Annotated in this window: 14 protein-coding genes; 5 read left to right on the forward strand and 9 right to left on the reverse strand. The window is 40.5% G+C overall.

Going from position 1 to position 17617, the window contains the following annotated elements; all coding sequences use genetic code 11:
- Positions 1 to 663, forward strand: coding sequence for a GntR family transcriptional regulator (locus tag Q4567_RS05125; RefSeq protein WP_303499593.1), 663 nt, complete (start codon positions 1 to 3; stop codon positions 661 to 663).
- 234 nt (positions 664 to 897) lie between these two features.
- On the opposite strand, the gene Q4567_RS05130 is transcribed toward Q4567_RS05125, so the two are convergent.
- The 3 genes from Q4567_RS05130 to Q4567_RS05140 all read right to left on the reverse strand — a co-directional run bounded on the left by Q4567_RS05130 (position 898) and on the right by Q4567_RS05140 (position 5096).
- Entirely contained in the window at positions 898 to 1206 is a 309-nt protein-coding gene (locus Q4567_RS05130) for a hypothetical protein (RefSeq protein WP_303499594.1), read from the reverse strand.
- Positions 1207 to 1557: 351 nt separating this feature from the next.
- Entirely contained in the window at positions 1558 to 3195 is a 1638-nt protein-coding gene (locus Q4567_RS05135) for a methyl-accepting chemotaxis protein (protein ID WP_303499595.1), read from the reverse strand.
- Positions 3196 to 3332: 137 nt separating this feature from the next.
- Entirely contained in the window at positions 3333 to 5096 is a 1764-nt protein-coding gene (locus Q4567_RS05140; protein WP_216049893.1) for a monovalent cation:proton antiporter-2 (CPA2) family protein, read from the reverse strand.
- Between the two features lie 191 nt (positions 5097 to 5287).
- On the opposite strand from Q4567_RS05140, the gene Q4567_RS05145 reads away from it, so the two are divergent.
- Entirely contained in the window at positions 5288 to 5845 is a 558-nt protein-coding gene (locus Q4567_RS05145) for an NAD/FAD-utilizing enzyme (RefSeq protein ID WP_216049892.1), read from the forward strand.
- Positions 5846 to 5909: 64 nt separating this feature from the next.
- Here Q4567_RS05145 and Q4567_RS05150 read toward each other — a convergent pair whose 3' ends face one another.
- The 3 genes from Q4567_RS05150 to Q4567_RS05160 are packed head-to-tail and all read right to left on the reverse strand — an operon-like array spanning position 5910 to position 11460.
- Positions 5910 to 7130, reverse strand: a complete 1221-nt coding sequence (locus tag Q4567_RS05150; RefSeq protein ID WP_303499597.1) for a phosphoenolpyruvate carboxylase — start codon at positions 7128 to 7130, stop codon at positions 5910 to 5912.
- The gene (locus Q4567_RS05155) at positions 7127 to 7762 is read right to left on the reverse strand and encodes a hypothetical protein (RefSeq protein ID WP_303499598.1); all 636 of its coding nucleotides are present in this window, start codon (positions 7760 to 7762) and stop codon (positions 7127 to 7129) included. Before Q4567_RS05155 ends, Q4567_RS05150 begins: the two co-directional genes overlap by 4 nt.
- A complete protein-coding gene (locus Q4567_RS05160; protein WP_216049889.1) occupies positions 7759 to 11460 on the reverse strand; it encodes an ATP-binding protein in 3702 nt (1233 codons plus the stop codon). Before Q4567_RS05160 ends, Q4567_RS05155 begins: the two co-directional genes overlap by 4 nt.
- 370 nt (positions 11461 to 11830) lie before the next feature.
- On the opposite strand from Q4567_RS05160, the gene Q4567_RS05165 reads away from it, so the two are divergent.
- Both Q4567_RS05165 and Q4567_RS05170 read left to right on the forward strand, forming a co-directional pair.
- On the forward strand, positions 11831 to 12007 hold the full coding sequence (locus Q4567_RS05165) for a DUF6435 family protein (RefSeq protein ID WP_216049888.1): 177 nt from the start codon (positions 11831 to 11833) through the stop codon (positions 12005 to 12007).
- Positions 12008 to 12365: 358 nt separating this feature from the next.
- Positions 12366 to 13061, forward strand: coding sequence for a hypothetical protein (locus Q4567_RS05170; RefSeq protein ID WP_216049887.1), 696 nt, complete (start codon positions 12366 to 12368; stop codon positions 13059 to 13061).
- Between the two features lie 61 nt (positions 13062 to 13122).
- Here Q4567_RS05170 and Q4567_RS05175 read toward each other — a convergent pair whose 3' ends face one another.
- A complete protein-coding gene (locus Q4567_RS05175) occupies positions 13123 to 14190 on the reverse strand; it encodes an alkene reductase (protein ID WP_216049886.1) in 1068 nt (355 codons plus the stop codon).
- 169 nt (positions 14191 to 14359) lie between these two features.
- Here Q4567_RS05175 and Q4567_RS05180 point away from each other — a divergent pair, with 169 nt between their 5' ends.
- Positions 14360 to 14890, forward strand: a complete 531-nt coding sequence (locus Q4567_RS05180) for a hypothetical protein (RefSeq protein WP_216049885.1) — start codon at positions 14360 to 14362, stop codon at positions 14888 to 14890.
- On the opposite strand, the gene Q4567_RS05185 is transcribed toward Q4567_RS05180, so the two are convergent.
- Entirely contained in the window at positions 14887 to 15762 is an 876-nt protein-coding gene (locus tag Q4567_RS05185) for a WYL domain-containing protein (RefSeq protein WP_216049884.1), read from the reverse strand. The two genes, Q4567_RS05180 and Q4567_RS05185, sit on opposite strands and share 4 nt — an antisense overlap.
- 313 nt (positions 15763 to 16075) lie before the next feature.
- The gene (locus tag Q4567_RS05190; RefSeq protein WP_303499600.1) at positions 16076 to 17539 is read right to left on the reverse strand and encodes an HDOD domain-containing protein; all 1464 of its coding nucleotides are present in this window, start codon (positions 17537 to 17539) and stop codon (positions 16076 to 16078) included.
- Positions 17540 to 17617 lie beyond the last annotated feature (78 nt).

Here is a 17617-nt window from a genome sequence, read left to right on the forward strand (position 1 = left end):
ATGACAAAACAACAAGCACAAATGCTCTACAATCAAATTAAATTGGATATAAGAGAAAACAAACTACCGATTGCCCAAGCACTCAAGCAAGAAGCACTTTCTAAACGCTACAATATTAGCCGCATCCCTATTAGAGATGTACTGCAACGATTGAAAAATGAAGGTTGGCTCACCAGCTGTGGTAAGTGTGGGGTGATGATCCCCGAGTTAAATGCCACAGAAGCTGAAGATCTATATTTAATGCGAAAATACCTCGAACCGCTAATTTTGCAATATGCCATTCCCAACCTTAACCAACAAACCATCGGCAAAGCCCGCGACTATTTGCAAGCCATTGATTCTCAAGAACAGCTAAGCATCGAAGAACACGGTGAGTTGAATTGGCAATTTCATGCCTGTCTTTACGAACAAGCAAACCGCCCCACTCTGTTTAATACTATCGCTAGTTTGCATCAACTATGTGGCAGATATATTGGTTATCACAACCAACAGCTGAATTATCTGAAAACCAGCCAACAAGACCACTACAACATACTCAAAGCAATAGAGAACCAAGACACCGAGCACGCTAAAAGCCTATTAGAAGCCCACATTAGTGATGCCGGAAAAACCTTAGTGGCGTTTTTATTGGCGGAATCGGGTGATATTGCAGAGAAGGAATGATTGGGGGTAAGTGAATTTGGCAATTGGAGTTTGGGAAACGAGGTTTAGAGTTTCAAACCAAGAACTAAAACTATCCTTAGACATAAGATCGACTCTTAAACTTAATTTAATTGCCTCTATTTCTAAACTATCTGGGTAAATCCAAGTTTTCCTAGGTTGGGACATTTTAACGTTCTCACTGTAATGAGGTGGTGACCACTACTACGGGAGAGGAGCAAGATATGAATAATTAATTTATAATGTGGCATTTGGAATACCACCTATATTTAAAATTACAAATATACCAAGTGACAAAATACCGATAAAAAATGAAACTGCAGCCACCCCAGCAGATCTCATAAAAACCTTTCCTGTTAATTCTTGATCTTGATCAGCCGCCCCAATAATTTTTGGCAATAAAATAAGAATAATGACTGAACAAAGAATCGATAAGAGGAAAAAACTAACAGAACATACAGCGAAAAAAGAAGAATGTTCTCCGTACTCAATATTCCGTAAAAAAGTAGCCAGCAGTAAAATAGAGCCGGTTGAAAGTGTCGTCATATGTTTGAAAGCATCGAACAACAATTTGATACCGTCTTTTTTTCATCGGGTAGGATTTTTTGCATATTCCCTCTATGACATATAATTATAGTATTTGGCCGAATAACCCCATGTTTAAACACAAACTATTTTCGGCTTTCTATATCTTTTATGTTTTATCACAGCCAATAACTTATTGTACAGCTTAACGTTATTGCCTATTGCTAGTCTGTGGTTGGTGCGGACATATGGACAGGGAAATTGTCTAAGCTCTTGAGAATTACCAAAAGAATTAACCAAACAACTGGAAGAACCATTCATTTCAGCAGCTCTGCCACCTTTGATGCTTCAACGTATCTGACTCTTTTGATTTTAAATTTTCGTTTTAAAATCTCGGGTCGCAAGGTGAATGCTTTCGAATATCGAGGACAGTACTTTTGATGCGTCTTCCATTCGGTTTACCGCAAGTTGAGAGCTTTCACTCAAGGCAACAATTTCTGAAATGTCATTGTTGACGTTGCTGTTTTGCAATTGCTGTAAGCCTACTGCATCTTGCACTTGTAAGTTCAAATCGTGAATTTTGCTAAAAGATTGACTCAATGCATCAATAATTCCTAACGAAGACTCTGCTTGGTGCAGCCCGTCTGCGGCTTGGATTTTGCCTTGAGCCATAGCAGAGACGGCTTCATCTGCGGCATTTTGGAGTTTTTGTACATTTTGCGAAATAAGTTGAGTAGATTGCTGGGTTTTATTTGCCAAGTTACGCACTTCGTCCGCTACAACAGCAAAACCTCTGCCAGCGCCTCCAGCCCTAGCCGCTTCTATGGCAGCATTTAATGCCAGTAAATTGGTTTGATCAGCAATGCTGTTGATCACATTTACCACGTCGCCTATATCATCAGAGTCTTTTTTCAGTGTTGATATAATATCAGAAGCATAATTAGTTGCGTCCATCACGCTTTGGCTAATCATCACATTCTGTTTAAACACCGTTCGCCCTTGATCGGCTTCTTTTGTAGATGACGCGACAAATTTTGATGCTTTTTTAATGGCCCCATCAATGTCATTCCCAGTTTGGGTTAATTGCTCAACACGATCATTGGTTTTCTGAGTCAAATCAACTTGGCTTTTTAAACCATGCTTTACGGTTTGGAACCCTTCAACCAAGTTATTAATGATTTCACCGAGCTCTTTTAACTCTCCGAGAATTCGACTTAGCATTTTGCTCAAGTCATTTTGAATAAGTTTCACATTATCGGTAACCAGACCAATTTGATCTCTGGTGGTACTTTCAATCTCGCCGGTGAAATCACCTGAAGCGATTTGTTTTGAAACATCGGTTAAGCGATTTAAAGGAGTTAATACGCTGGCATTGATAAACCAAGAAACCGCTAAAATACAGATTAAAATCGTCACAATGATAATCACATTGGTATAAATAAATACGGAACTGGCCCGGGATTCAATTTGCTTTTTCAAACCTAAAACGTATTGGTTAGTTGCTTCAACAGCGTTATTTAAGCTCTCAGTGGGTGCTCTATCAATGCCTTTGACACTGTTGTCAGCTACGCCAATATCAAAGCCGGAAGTTAAGAACGCATCATAACCAGACTCATAGGCTTGGAGCATTTTCGGATAGCTAACTGAAAAGTCTTTGACGTGAGAATATGCAGGATGTTGCTCAGACATATTGTTTAAAATATTGCTGTATTGGGTGACAATAGTTTGCCCATTTTCAACAAATCGGCCCCAATATTTTTCAAGTTGCTCTGGGTCTTTGCCTCTTATTAAGGTGTTTTTCCATTCTTGTACTTGCGTTTTAAAACGCACATTTAGCCCAGAAACATGGGTGATATTGGTCACTTCTTGATTGACGGTCGCGGAATATTCCTGCGTCACTGAGTTTAGCGAAGACAGTCCAATATACACCGCGACTAAAATTATCAATAAAATAGAACAAATAAGAAAGAGTAACTTATTTCGTATATTCAAATAGAAGAATTCAAACACTAGCGATTACCTTGAGCTGTAAGATGAAAAAAATGCAGGCACAAAATGCCATAAACAAGTACATATTGCCGGCCGCTAAGCCTATGCTGTTAAGATGACATTTTTGTTACACTACTGCTCAGAGTCGCTACTTTTATCTAGTTACCACCGATCTGTTTAATATCATTGGCAAATAAAGTTTCCAAATCAGCCCGGCCCTTCTTACTTAATTGAATCAGTTCATCTAAATCAGAGTCTGCGTCGATAACTTCTTTGAGAATTTTTTCATCATGCTTTTCGAATATGTCACACATATGCGCAGCCTGTTTTTTGTCAAACCCAAAATCTTCTAGCACCTTTTCAGCGGCCCGTAACCCAGACCAAAAGAGTTCCCTAACAAAGTGTAAGTTTTCAACTTTAGACAAGCGCATTACCGCATTACGGTTGCGGGCTCTGACCACCATTTTCACATGGGGAAATTGCTCACTGACCAACGCGACAATTTTGAAAGTATCAACTTCATTGTCGATAGCAATCAATAATATAGACGCTTGCTCTATCCCCGATATCTTTAATAAATCTAATCGAGTGGCATCACCATAAAACACTTTGTTGCCGAATTTTTTAACAAAGGCGATGTGTTCTGCATCTTTATCCAATGCTGTGAACGGGATTTTATTGGCCGCTAAAATACGCCCAGTTACCTGACCAAAGCGCCCAAATCCAGCAATAATAACCCGCGGCTCGTCGGTGTCGGTTTGCGAATCGTATACCGCTGGACAGTTACGACTGTTGAACCAAATACTGTGTAAAATCACTAATGGTGAAGTTAACGCCATAGAAACGCCTACCACCAAAGTAACCTGACTAGCTAGGGTGGGTGCTATTAGGTTTGCTAGGCTCGCCTCTCCCATAACCACAAAGGCAAATTCGCCCCCCTGAGAGAGCATCAATGCAATGCGCATCGAGTCAGTTGTACTTTGTTTCGAAAATTTAAGAATGCTGAAAATAATGGCTGTTTTAATCGCAATCAGAGTTAACGCGGCGGCAATAATTACCAGTGGATTATCGAAAAACAAATCTAAGTCTAAATTCATACCAATAGCGATAAAGAACAGACCTAACAACAAACCTTTGAACGGCTCAATTTCCGCTTCTAATTGATGCTTAAAGCTTGAGTTAGCAAGTAGCATCCCAGCCACAAATGCGCCCATTCCCATCGACAACCCTGCTTCTTGCATACCTAGCGCAGTCGCGATAACAATTAACAACGCGGCAGAGGTCATGATTTCGGCATTACCCCAGTGGGAAATCAGTCGCAAAAATGGATTGATCAGAAATTTTCCAATAATCAGCACTGCCACAATTGCACAGATGCTTACCCACCACGCAGGGGAATCGACATCAGGCACAGTGGAAAGGCTTTGTACTAACAGCAGAATGGGAATCACAGCCAAATCTTGCATCAATAAGATTGAAAAACCTTTTTGACCTGGTGGGGTCTTTAAAATATTTTGATTTTCCATCAATTGAATAGCAAAAGCGGTAGAAGAAAGCGCAACGGCCAAGCCTATCACTATGGCTGCCGTCCAGTCCGTACCGACAATATACTTCACCGATATCGCGATGAAACTAGCACTTAGAAATAACTGTCCGCCCCCTGTAAAAACAATCTGATCACGCATTTTTAAGAGTTTTTTGGGCTCTAACTCCAAGCCGATAATAAACAGTAAGAATACGACACCGAGTTCCGCAAAATGTAAAATTGTCTCGGGCTTAGAAACCCAATCCATAATCGACGGGCCGATGACCATACCCGCCACTAAGTAACCTAATATTGCTCCCAATTTCAAACGTTTGAAGATAGGTACTGCCACCACAGCTGCGGCCAAAAAAATCATTGTAGAACCCAACAAACTCATAAATATTCTCTCTTGGTTTTGATCTTGGCTAAGATTTTGGTTTTTCTAACAACAATTCCAACATGGAATCAGTTGGTGCTGACATGGAAGCAACAGACCAAATCGAACAAAAAATAAACAATAAAGTGTTTTTGTGTACTAATATTGTTCTAGTGCATTAGAAACAACGAGACAGTAAAAGGGTACTTGAGATGAAAAGACAATACTACATAAGTGATGACTTGAATGATCTACGTATTATCCAAAGTGAACTTGAAGACAAAGGATTGAGTACACCTCAATTGCATGTGTTAAGTGAAAATGATGCTGAAGTTGAAAAACATCATTTACATGCCATTGAATCCGTGTTGAAAAAAGATGTTGTACGATCCACCGAATTAGGAGCTGTGGTTGGCGCAATTGGCGCAGCCTTGGTTTTGTTATTGGCGTATAGCATGAATTGGCATCTCACGGCTGCAGGATGGATCCCCTTTGGTTTTCTTGCGGTGGTAATACTGGGGTTTTGCACATGGGAAGGCGGACTTATTGGCATCCAAGTGCCGAATTATCAATTTAGACAGTTTCAAAAATTGCTAAAACAAGGAAAACACATATTTTTCGTGGATGCCACCGAGCAACAAATGGCAATTGTTGAGCAAGTCGCCAGTCAACATACTAATCTCAAGTTGGCCGGAAGCGGTGAATCACCTCCAGACTGGGTGGTTAAAAGCCAAGATAAATTTAACAACTTTATGAAAGTCATGCCCTAGCGCGTTTTTCTAGGCAACAACATATGCCTTCACAGGTCGTCATAAATTGCGACCGGTGAAGTCGTTATCTTAATCCCAACTCAACATCGCGAATAATAAAGTTTCCATTATAAATAGGATGGAGTTCTCCGCTTTGTTCAATCGCAAAATACGCTTGTTCTTCTGAGGTTAACCCTTGATAACCACCAATAACTTGATACAACCAAGCTTCGGTATCGAACTCTAATTCGTGCTGTTGATAATATTCTAGGGCTGTTAATCGCTCGCCGGTATCGATAACCTGACAGAAGTAACCTTCTACCGCTTTTTTAAGCTTATCTTCAGCAAACTCTACTTCACTTTGCTTTTCAACATGAATTTGGTGGGCAGCCCGCTCTGGTTGATACGCCTTCGGTGGACGATTTAGGGTTTTAATTGCGCTGACTAATTTTTGTAATTCTTGTTCATGTTCAACCCGCGTTACATCCGCCGCAGCAGGTTTAATCACCGCTTCAGCCTGATTAAACAACATCGGCACTTGAGATAGTCCACAATAATTCACCGGTACAAATGTCGGCGAATGTTCCATGTGCAATAAAAAGCCTTTGAGTAAACGCGTGCGTCCCCGTAGCTCTCTGAAACGACCTAACAATGACAACAATCGAGCTTGTACAATGGAGAGCTCTTGGGTTACACGGGAAAAACTGTGTTGTAAGGTAACAACTAATAAGTGACGTAATTCACGATTACTGGCAGCAATTTCACTTAACTCATCAAATTGGAACATTTCCAATTCGCCCAATAACTCGGATACTTGCGATTGTGCCAACTGATTTTCACGGATCTTGGCATCAATGGAAGATACGTAACCAAACTCATTGTTGATTCGGCTAAACAGCACCCTCACATTATTTTCGAGTGATTCAGTCAACGCGTAAACATGCTCAGTTAAATCTGAAAGATGCGCATTGGCTTCGGTAAATCGTTGATGTTGTAACGCTTCTTTATAATGGTCAGCTAAGGTTTTAAGCCCCTTCAGCGCTGAGCCAATATTGGCGTCTATTTGACGATTTCGTTCATCATGTAAACTGCCTTCGAGTAATTGTCGTACCGCATTTTTCAGACGTAAATCTGCGTCAGCGTCAGGACGCCATAAAATCCCCATTTGCACTAAACTGTCGATAATTTTCGGGCTGAATTTGGTTTCATCCACAGTACCCGACAAATAAACCTGCATCAGAAGATCAGCATGTCTACTTAGCGCATTAAGAAGCTTTACTCCGGCCTGATGTAGATTTTGGTTCATATCAGGCTTCCCTGCTGCACTGCGCTTTCTGCCTGCTCAGACAAAGACAATGATTCGGTTTCGTCGATAAATTTAATCACTTCATATAGGTATTCCACTTTCCCAGTGGCAATGAAGATTTGTTTGTCTTGATTAGGTCGTAGCATATATCCCAAATCGGTTAGACGCTTAAACACCTGTTTAATCTGGCCATCGACCGATACGCTGGTAGAACCAAACAATTTGTAATGGGAAATTTTGGCTAATTGCTCAGCAAAAGCTGGCGTATCTTCAATGGTCAGTTGGATTTCAGCTAATCGAATAGCCGTTCCCTGAGTGACGGGCACATCAGTTCCACTGGCTTGTTGAACTAACAATAACCATTCAACCAAGGGCACTAAATGACTGGAAATATCCTGAAATTGACCAGTTAGCACTTTGCGCTCATTATCGCCCAAGGTTTGATAAGCAGCGTAATAAACCTCCCCTTCTGCAGCGCTGGCCAACGTGCGGTTCAACATATTCAACTGGGTTTCAATTTTATCGCTATTGCCTGAGGTTTTTAGGAATCGCCAAGCATCTTCATCACTGACCTGACAGATAAACGCCCCAGATAACAAACTTTCTAGAATGCGGCCTTGTTCGCTAATCATGGGTTAACTCCTTGCTCAGTTTGTTTACGTTTTTGGATATGTTCGGCTATAGCACTGACTTTGGGTTGAACCACCTGTAGTTTTCGTGTGGTTTTATCAATCAAATAGCGATTATCAAACAGGGTTAATACTTCCGATTCAGGGTTAGGGAATGCGCCAACCACAGAGATATTATTATTCTGGCAAGCATCAAAAATTTTCTTCACATTACTTTGGTGCAAAGTACCCAATTCATCGATGGGCCAGTGAATAGTGGCATCTGCATCCCCTCGTAATAATCGAGTGAAGGCTAATAGGAATTTACATAAAATTAAGTACGCCATACCATGACTGGAAGACTCATTTAATTGACGGTCCGTTCGAATAACCAGATTAGAATTACCTTCTTTGATGTGCAGCTCAATATCTAATAATTTACTGATCCCGCCGCTTAAGGCGGCGCGACCAAGAATATCCAAGACTTTACGCATGCTCAGCGCATATTCATCATCTGGCAGCTCAACGGCACCACTTTTCATCCAAGCCTGATAAAGCTTATTGAATTGGGCTAACTCAGGCCAAAACTCTAATTCTGAAATACGCGAGCGAATTTTTACGGCTGAATCAGAGACTCCATCGAGAAACAATTCTTCATCGACTTCTTTACTAATTCGTTTACTTTGGCTGGCGATACGTTTATCGATATCTTCCAGCACATTATAGTACTGGGTTAAGTCGGCACCAAAAATTCGACCTTGTTCTCGTAATCCGTGGAGTTTTTGTGGAACCACTTCATTTAATAACTGGGCCAGATGCACTACCATTCTGCGGTGATCAATATTGCGAATTCCTTGGTCATTTACCACCGCGCATTCATCTCTGGAGCGCTCCCAAATATCGGCCAAACCGGTTCCCGATTGTGCAGCAATCAGCTGGTCAAAGTGTTCCACATACACCTTGATATCACCCAATAAACGATCTCGGGTTTGCAGTAATTCTTGTCCTTCAGATATACGCTGTCCAATATTCACCGTATCCGGTTTAGCTGACTTGCTTGATGGACTGTTTTGATCCGCTTTAACCAGTCTGAGTTTACCTAAACTGCGATTGATGCTCTGTACATCAATATGCTGCTCTCGTGCAGTTCGCAAATCTTGCTCTAGCTGAGCTTGTTGGTCTTTACTTTTCTGACGCTGTTGTTTGAAATCAGCTTGTTTCTGATTTAACAAACGTTCCGCTTTGCTTGCGGCTTTTTTGGCCGCCGTTAGGTTTTGCTGCCAAGTCACTTTATAGCCAACAAAATAAGTGTCGTACCAACGTTGGTAATCTTTCACTTTGTGACGGTGAGTGTCTGTGTAAGTGATATCTTTTTGCAATTGTTTGATACGTTTTTGCAAGGTGCCGATATCGTCAACATCAACGCCTCGGTTATTCAGCTCATCTTCTTTCCACTGCTCAATTTTTTGTTTGTCTTCCGCGGCGACTTGTTTGGCTTTTTTGATATGGCTGTCGACAATAGATATTTTAGTTTGAATATCTTGGATAAGCTGTTGCCAATGGAATTGATGCTCAGTTTCGGCTTCTCGCTGCTGATCTTTGACTTCAGCAATGGCTTCAGCGTGTTGCGTCTTGCACTTTGATTGCTCAGTTTGGATATTGCTCAAGCGTTTCTTATTTTGTAACTTACGCTGGGATAAAGCATGAGCATATTCTTGCTGAACCTGATCTTTATCTTGTTGCGCCCGTCTGCGAGTCGCTTCAGCGGTTTTGCAGGCGCTTTCGGTTTTCGCTTGAGCCAGTTCTTTATTACGAACCTCTTCACTGGCCTTGGCTAAATCAAGTTCAGCTTCATTTTGATTAGCAATGGCTTGGTCAAGAATTTGTTGAACATCGCTGAGTTTTTGCTGAAGTTGAACTTCAGTTTCTGCGAATTCCGACATATCAACTGCATGTAAATCCAGTTTAATCCCAAAAATGCTAGTAGAGTCGTCGCCTACACTTGGTTTTAAATCTTTGCGTTTAAATAGCTCTGGATGCAAGACCTTACCAAGGTTATCTTGCCAATCTGGTCGCTCTTTGCGGAGAAATTCCAATAAACTGTTTTCACCTGGATAAAGAATACCTTCGATTTTGTCTAACTGGTGCTGCGCTTCTAATTGACTGCGACGGGTTTCTTCAAGGACTGCATTCGCTTTAACCCGCAATTGACTTGCCTGAACAAATTCTTGTTGTGCTTTTCGATGTTTCTCTCGAGCTGCATCCTCAGCGATACCGGCTTCTTTTAAGGTGGCATCAAGAATATCTAACTGACTTTGTTCAAACTCGTCGAACCCTGCATTTTTAAGGGCAGCAGTTATTTCGGTATACTGTGTTTTGAGCTCATCCGCTCTTTGTCGATACTCTGATTCAACACTTCTAAGCTGACCTTGATAGTCATCTCGGATCTGCTGTAATTTAAGCTGTTCCTGACTTTTTTGTTCAGACAACTTATCTTGTAAAAGGCTTTTCTCTTCAGAATACCCCTCAAGCTCTTCATTTAATTTTTCACTGATTTGCGCTACCCGTTTATTGAAACTGGCTTCAACATCTTGATGTTTCTCAGTCAGCAGGGTATATCGGGTTGATGATGTCTCTAATTCGCTTTCCCATTGCGGCAGTTGTTGTAAATTGCTCTGTAGGGTTTCAATATCCTGCGATTGCCAATCATCATATTCGCTTTCTATCTGCTCCAAATCGGATTCTAATTTTTCCGAGTCGGCCTTGGCCACTGAAAGCGCCTGATTCAACTCATCTCTTTGTTGAGTCCAATCTGATTCAAGTTTTTTACTGAATAGTTGAATTTCATCTAATTCGCGCTCAAAATCCACCACATTGGCGGCTAACGCGCTGGTATCTACCGCGAACTGCTGTTGTAATTCTGAGAGACGATATTCCGTCTGATTAAGTTGATGGTCGGCTTGCTCCAATTTAGCAAACTCAGGGCGTATCGCATCAAACTCTTTAATCAGATGGCACTCTTTAATCCAATCTTCGACTCTATTTCTACTCAAACTGGAACTCGGTGGCTGCACACCATCTTCTTCTAGAATAGCGGCAATCATGGCTTTAATGGTTTCCATTTTGCCTTCTTTAGAATGCACAGCTTTGGCTAGTTTTTCGATGTGTCTAAGGTGATTAGCCTGTTCACATAAACTGAATATTCGAGCATATCCCAGTAACTCACGGCTATTGGTGCTGTCGTTTAAAACACCTCTATCATTTTGTAATACCGCTTTAAATTCTTTGGTATTGAGCAGGTTTGTAACTAAAATATTGGCGCGTTTTAAACTACGAGCCAGTTCATTCATAGTCACACTGCTATGCTCGCCAGCTTTGTTTTTATATAAATAGTCGTTTAATTCGAAAGGTTTTCCGATAAATCGGTAATTCACACCATTTCCAGAAGATGCCAAGACTGCTTGACACAAATCCCCTTCATTGCGGGCGTATTCGTAAACAATAAAGCTCGATTCTCTGGGTAAATACCACTTTTCGAAACTATCTCGTGTAGAGGGTACAACTCGACTTGGATATTCTCCGTAAAACACAGGAATCAATCGTTGTAACGTGGTTTTGCCAGAGGCATTGGTTCCACAAATATTGGTATGACCGTTTAATTTTAATTCCACTACACCAGGAAGGTGTGTGTCGATGAGAATAATGCGATGTAACCCAGGCATAAACATCCTAATTTATAATTATGATTGAGACAGCTAACTCGGGATTCAAATGCTTAAATGAAGGTAACTTGGAGAAGCAGGTGTAGAATTCCGTACAGCCGCTGATTTTAGCGAGGTTTAATTCAATTTAACACCCTAAATATCAGTATTTATCGGCCAAACTAGGGTTATTATTCGCTAACCCTAAAAACCAATTTGTAAGTGCTTGATTTAGCGTCGTCATAAATAGTACTTTATATTTTTGCGGGTTGATTATTTACCGTCCAACCACTAAATAAAATTTTTTAAATTATTTGAATATAAAAAGATGAAAATCTGGTCTTATCCTCTAGGATTAAAGAAACAGAATTAAAAGGATTTTAAGTTAACTATGTTTGGATTATTTAAAACAAATCCGATTAAAAAGCTACGCAAGCAATACGATCAAAAATTAGCCCGAGCGATGCAAGCACAGCAGGAGGGAAATATTCAAGATTACGCAAAATACAATAGCGAAGCTGAAGCTTTGTTTGAGGAAATTGAAGAATTTGAAATGAACTACAAATGAGTGTGGAAATATGCAGCTCTTCAACTCAAAAAGATGAAAATAGGATTGGCGCAAACAAGTTGATAACATATTAAGCTTATGCGCCTTTATCGATTTTCTAATAGCACGATTTGCAGATAAACCTTATAGAGATAAATGCACCACTAAGGTTGAATGATTGATGCTAAAACCTCCTCCAGTCATCGTTATAAAATTAACTTGTTATATTTAGCTCTGCGGCTAGCGAGTTGCCCTGAGCTTTCCCCTGACTCGCTTAGACTAAAGTGCAATCTCCACTTGGCAATAGACTGGTATAATGGCGGTGAAATTACATAGTTAAGTTATAATTTGTTATAGCGATGCCAATTTAGAGGTTTTTATGATTAGAATAGTTTTTTGCTGGTTGTTACTAGCAATTTCAAGTACTGGCTTTGCTCAAGATGGCGATGCGAGTGCAGCAGCAGACCCCTTAGATCCGGCATATGAAGGTGTGCATGGCATGGTGGTATTTAATCATGCGTCCTCATTATATGTTTCTAATCTTCCGAGTTACAGAAAACCCCATAACGTCCAGTTGATTTATAAACTTATTCCCAAAGACTCCGCGCTAGTATATTTAGTCAGAGATGCAGATTTGGTTACCATCAAACCAGAATCGTTTAATATTGAAAAATTAATCCGTGGCGAATCTGTAAGTGTTAAAGCTGACGTTTATATCGGCAATTATAAACAAGGTGGGAGTTTAACTTATGAACAAATGGACTTAACCTTCAGTGAACAAAAGTACGTTAGAGTTCTGAAGGATTTAGGGGAACCCAATAATCGACAAAAGTACGATATTGTGGAACTAGGTTACAACAGCCGTGCTTTGATCCACCAAATTCAAGGTGCACCAAGCTACGATCATCTTATTTTGTTGTTCGAAAATATCAGTTGCATCACTGATGTGAATGCTAAAAGCAGTGTACCAGAGCAAGACATGCTAAATTATCGTTTGAGTTTTTGTGGCTCAATGAAACCCATTTATTACCATTCAGAACCCTTTTCAGAAAGCTCATCATCAGACCCCAAATAGGCTATTCGTAAAAAATAGCGCTCTGTATCCATATTTATCGGCTCAGAGCACCACTTGATGATTACTCGGCTGCGGCAGGATAATCGATATAACCCACACTATCGTGAGTGTAGAAGGTTTTGGGATCCGGTTCTGCTAAGGCGATACCATGTTTAAACCGATAAGGTAAATCTGGATTAGCAATAAAGGCTGAACCGAAGGCAACAGCGGCTAAATCACCTTGCTCCACTGCTTGCTCAGCCTCAGTGAAATCATACCCCATGTTACCAATTAAGTTGCCGTCATAAACCTTGCTCGCGGCTGCTATTACGTTACCTTGTTGTTCTTGCTGAAAGTCAGCGCGCATTACATGTAGATAAGCCAGGTTATAATCATTTAATCGTTTTGCTAAATAAGCAGTCAGGCCTTCTGGATCGCTGTCGCGCATACTGTTAAAGCTGTTAATTGGTGAAATTCTTAAACCAACATTTCCACTGTCCCAAACATTGGTCACTGCATCTAACACTTCAAATAACAGGCGACTGCGATTTTCCATGCTGCCGCCATATTGATCGGTGCGAGTGTTAGCACTTTCACGCAAAAATTCATCAATTAAATATCCATTTGCACCATGTATCTCAACGCCGTCAAAACCAGCGGCCTTGGCGTTAATCGCCGCTTTAGCAAAGCCTTCAACGATATTTGCGATTTCTTGCAAACTAAGTGCTTGGGGAAGGACGTAATCTTTTTTACCTTGTGGGGTATGGACATAACCATCAATGGCTAATGCACTTGGTGCTACTGGCGTACGGCCATTGTTCAATACAGGATGACAAGCTCTGCCGCCGTGCCATAGTTGTAATACTATTTTGCCACCGTTTTGATGCACAGCATCAGTGACCTTTCTCCAGGCTGCCACTTGTTCATCAGAATGTATTCCTGGCTCTCGGTAAAAAGCGGAGTTTCCAGAGATTGCCATTGTTGCTTCGGCGATAATCAGTCCCGCTCCAGCTCGTTGGGCATAATAAGTAGCCATTAGCTCAGTCGGCACATTTTCTTCAGTCGCTCTGCATCTTGTCAGTGGCGCCATTACCACTCGATTTTCTAAACTAATATTGCCAAGTTTTAGTGGCTCAAATAATGCTGACATCATTTTTCCTTGATTGTTAACTACATATAGGAACGGGTTTTAACTAGTATTGGATTAAAAAAACTGAATTCAAGAGCATCATCTGAAGTTGTTTATACCCTAAGTATTTGCAATTTGATGTAATTGACTACACTGTTAATCTGTAACTTGAGGCGGCAAGAGTAATTAAATGAGTCGAGTAAACTATACAAAACACTTTGGCGACAAAACCCAAGGTCCTTTGCAACACACACTTTTATTGAGTCTTGTTGAAAAACCGCTACAAGATCCTCCCTTATCAGAACAGGATCGAGAGCAATCTTTTCTTGTGACCAGTATGGCTAAAAAGAACACACCAATGGTCTGTGGATTTTTAGGCAACTCAGAATTCAATAAAGGTTTATTGTTGGCTAATATTGCATATCAGACGAAAAACAAAGTGTTGTTGGTGACCCAAGAACTTATCAACGATCTCTCTACGTCAGATTTAGCTAAACTTATCGCACAAACCCAGCAACAAAATGCCATTATTTATTTTGAGTTCGCTGACGACTTGCTCAACGACAACATTGATTACGCCGATACGGACGAACAAATAAACCTAGACTTACTGTTTAGCGTCATTGAAAAATACCAAGGCTTAGTGATATTTTCGTTAACCCAATTTGAAAGTGCAGAGCGCCTCAAGGCTAGGCATATCAGCGTATTAGCTACACATTAACTTTTGTAACCTGGTGCCAAGGCGGTATTTTCTACGCCAATTAATGCTTCCGGATTGGCTAATGCCAATTGACATCCTTGACCAATAAATTTATGCCCTTGAGAGCAATCAACTTGCCACTGTCTTAATAAGTAGGCAGCCAGTGCAGACCTCACGTTTACCCGTAATTTTCCTTCTACCATGGCATAGTCTAGTTGAATAGCTTTTGGATGTTTAATACTGGGGTGAGCCACTAACACTAACTCGATTTGATGATTCCACTGTTCATCAAATTTCCTAGCCTCTAAGGTATTGATGTCTTGTGCTAATGCATTAACAAAGGTAAATCGAGTACACACAAAATCTCTAAAACTTTGATGTTTCCGATCGTAGGCTCTTACATGCCATCGATGACCGTTATTAACAATAGCGTGAGGTACAATAACTCGGGTTGACTCGCCAGAACTGATTGAAACATAACCGCATTCAATAGGCTGCTTAATGTGAATTGCGCGCATCAAGGCGGCAATAATATTTTGATCAGGATGAATTAAACGCACGGCATCAAAACACTGTTCAGACGGTTGTACGCCATTCGAAATTCCGTTGCCAAAGCCGCGACTCAAGGATGTTAAAATCACTTCAGGGTCATGTTTAAAAACTGGTTTAAATTGCTTTGTACGGTGATAACTTTTGGTTTGATGGACAAGAATAAGATTATTCGGAGCAAGGGCTTTGTAAGCACTAAAATCTCGTGTCGATGCCGCTAGACCCGTTTTAAAACGCTGAATTAAGTCAGTGCGCGCTACGTGTCCAAAATACTGTAAACTAAAATCAATAAAAGCTAAACGCTCTTTTTGACCATGATTCATAGTGTCTAATTCATTTTCCATCTTGTTAGTTCCGGTAACGTTTTTTTCAACTATAAGGATTTCCACAAAAGATTGCAATCAAATTGATGGCATCTTTTTGATTTTGATTTACTGGTATTTACTTGAGAAAGGACTAAATAAAAAAAAGTTGAAAACTTTTTAAACTTTTTGGTGGTTTTGCGCGTCATACATAATGACAGCGTAGTGAACTGTTGAATCTCCCCGGGCCGTGAGCAGTAAATGCTAACGGCTTTTTTATTGCCCCTGTTTCATTGATTAGGCTTATCGGTTTAAGTTTACTGGTTAATATCAACAGGTTTTAGCGGACATTGAATTAAGACTGAAGTCGCTTGGAAACATAGGATAAACAAAGATTTAATTGCTCAGCGATTAAATCAAAATGAGCAAAGTCCTCTTCGCTGAAGTAACTTGCTTTGTCAAAAAATTGCGCACTTATCATCCCCACTACTTTCGAATTTACTTTTACTGGCGATAAACACAGTAAGCCATTTTCAATAAACTGTTCTGATTCAAAAGTCAGATAATCACGCCATTTAATATCCTGATAATTTTCGATAAACACAGTTTCGGCATGCTGAATGGCATAATTCATAATGTTCTGTGAGTCGGTTAAAGGAAATGAACAGTGGAATCGCACCGCCTCCCCTTCACTGTCGACAGTCTGCCTACATTCAATTTGACGCTTATCTTGACTAAACACCCAAAAACCACAGCGATGAAAATGAAATATTTGTGATAATAATTGTAAGGTATGGGTAAGGAATTCATTGATGCTACGACTGGTTCTCGTCAGCGCATTTAATGATTTGATGCTGATGATTAATTGCTCTTCGATGGTCAAATTAGCAAGTTCTACAGGGGCTGGTAATCCGCCAAAATCCTTCTGCTTGGGCAAAGGTTTAATATAACTTTCCAAAGCAGATGCGTTGTAAGATGCAAGCAACTCAACTGCCAGTTTGCGTGTGGACTCAATCTTAAGTTTTAGTCTATGTTCATCCACATTGATCAGTGCACAAATGTCTTTGATTAGATGATCAAATTTCGCCCTATTCTTAGGCGGAGAGCCAATCGCTTCACTGAGTTGATTGGATAAGCTAATGATATTCATCTCTTTGGTGCGACTTTGTGGCTGATTTAACGATTTGATCAGCAACTCCCCCAAGTTCCAGGTGCGAGCAAGCCCTACGCTCAAATCTTTAAATTTAATCCCTGCCGTGGATGCGCAATATTGCTCAAATGCTATTTTTGGCATACCCGCTTTTTGGATCAACTGACGTGTAAGAGGATTGCCGGTACTCCAAAACGACGTTTCACCTATGTTGTACATCATGGCCGCTAAATACACTTCTTCTTGGGTACTTTCATCGTATTCAGGCACCATCATTTTAGCCAGCAATCCAGCAAAAAATGCATTTGCCATTAATTTCATTAGCCTTTCGTAGACCGCTGGCGAAAGATGTTTGCTATTCAACAAACCTTCCAACACCTTGGCAGTTAAACAAATGTTTTTAACTGATTGAATGCCTAGAAATATTGCAGCACGAGAGACAGTAGTCACCCGTTTCACCGGCGAACGACTAGAACTGTTAGCCACTTTTAATAAGCTGGAAGATAACGCCTGATCGTGCAGTATGACTTTACTGAGGCTGGGAATAGATGATCTATCATCATTTGAGAACTTATCTAAAATTCCGGCAATGGATGTAATTGCTGGTAACTCTTCTTTGGCAAGTAACGCTACCCACTGATCTGACGTCAGCTTTGACTTTTCACGCATATATAGTTCCAAACAGCAAAACGAAGCGGAAACACCTTGTCCAAACGATTGCCAAATTAACCATTAAGTCATCAATAA

The sequence above is a fragment of the Aliiglaciecola sp. 2_MG-2023 genome, assembly GCF_030548145.1.
GTDB classification, from domain to species: domain Bacteria; phylum Pseudomonadota; class Gammaproteobacteria; order Enterobacterales; family Alteromonadaceae; genus Aliiglaciecola; species Aliiglaciecola lipolytica_A.

Coding starts and splice junctions, on each gene's coding strand:
- Q4567_RS05125 (WP_303499593.1), top strand. CDS start 1: ATGACAAAACAACAAGCACAAATGCTCTACAATCAAATTAAATTGGAT.
- Q4567_RS05130 (WP_303499594.1), bottom strand. CDS start 1,206: ATGACGACACTTTCAACCGGCTCTATTTTACTGCTGGCTACTTTTTTA.
- Q4567_RS05140 (WP_216049893.1), bottom strand. CDS start 5,096: ATGAGTTTGTTGGGTTCTACAATGATTTTTTTGGCCGCAGCTGTGGTG.
- Q4567_RS05145 (WP_216049892.1), top strand. CDS start 5,288: ATGAAAAGACAATACTACATAAGTGATGACTTGAATGATCTACGTATT.
- Q4567_RS05150 (WP_303499597.1), bottom strand. CDS start 7,130: ATGAACCAAAATCTACATCAGGCCGGAGTAAAGCTTCTTAATGCGCTA.
- Q4567_RS05155 (WP_303499598.1), bottom strand. CDS start 7,762: ATGATTAGCGAACAAGGCCGCATTCTAGAAAGTTTGTTATCTGGGGCG.
- Q4567_RS05160 (WP_216049889.1), bottom strand. CDS start 11,460: ATGCCTGGGTTACATCGCATTATTCTCATCGACACACACCTTCCTGGT.
- Q4567_RS05165 (WP_216049888.1), top strand. CDS start 11,831: ATGTTTGGATTATTTAAAACAAATCCGATTAAAAAGCTACGCAAGCAA.
- Q4567_RS05170 (WP_216049887.1), top strand. CDS start 12,366: ATGATTAGAATAGTTTTTTGCTGGTTGTTACTAGCAATTTCAAGTACT.
- Q4567_RS05175 (WP_216049886.1), bottom strand. CDS start 14,190: ATGTCAGCATTATTTGAGCCACTAAAACTTGGCAATATTAGTTTAGAA.
- Q4567_RS05180 (WP_216049885.1), top strand. CDS start 14,360: ATGAGTCGAGTAAACTATACAAAACACTTTGGCGACAAAACCCAAGGT.
- Q4567_RS05185 (WP_216049884.1), bottom strand. CDS start 15,762: ATGGAAAATGAATTAGACACTATGAATCATGGTCAAAAAGAGCGTTTA.
- Q4567_RS05190 (WP_303499600.1), bottom strand. CDS start 17,539: ATGCGTGAAAAGTCAAAGCTGACGTCAGATCAGTGGGTAGCGTTACTT.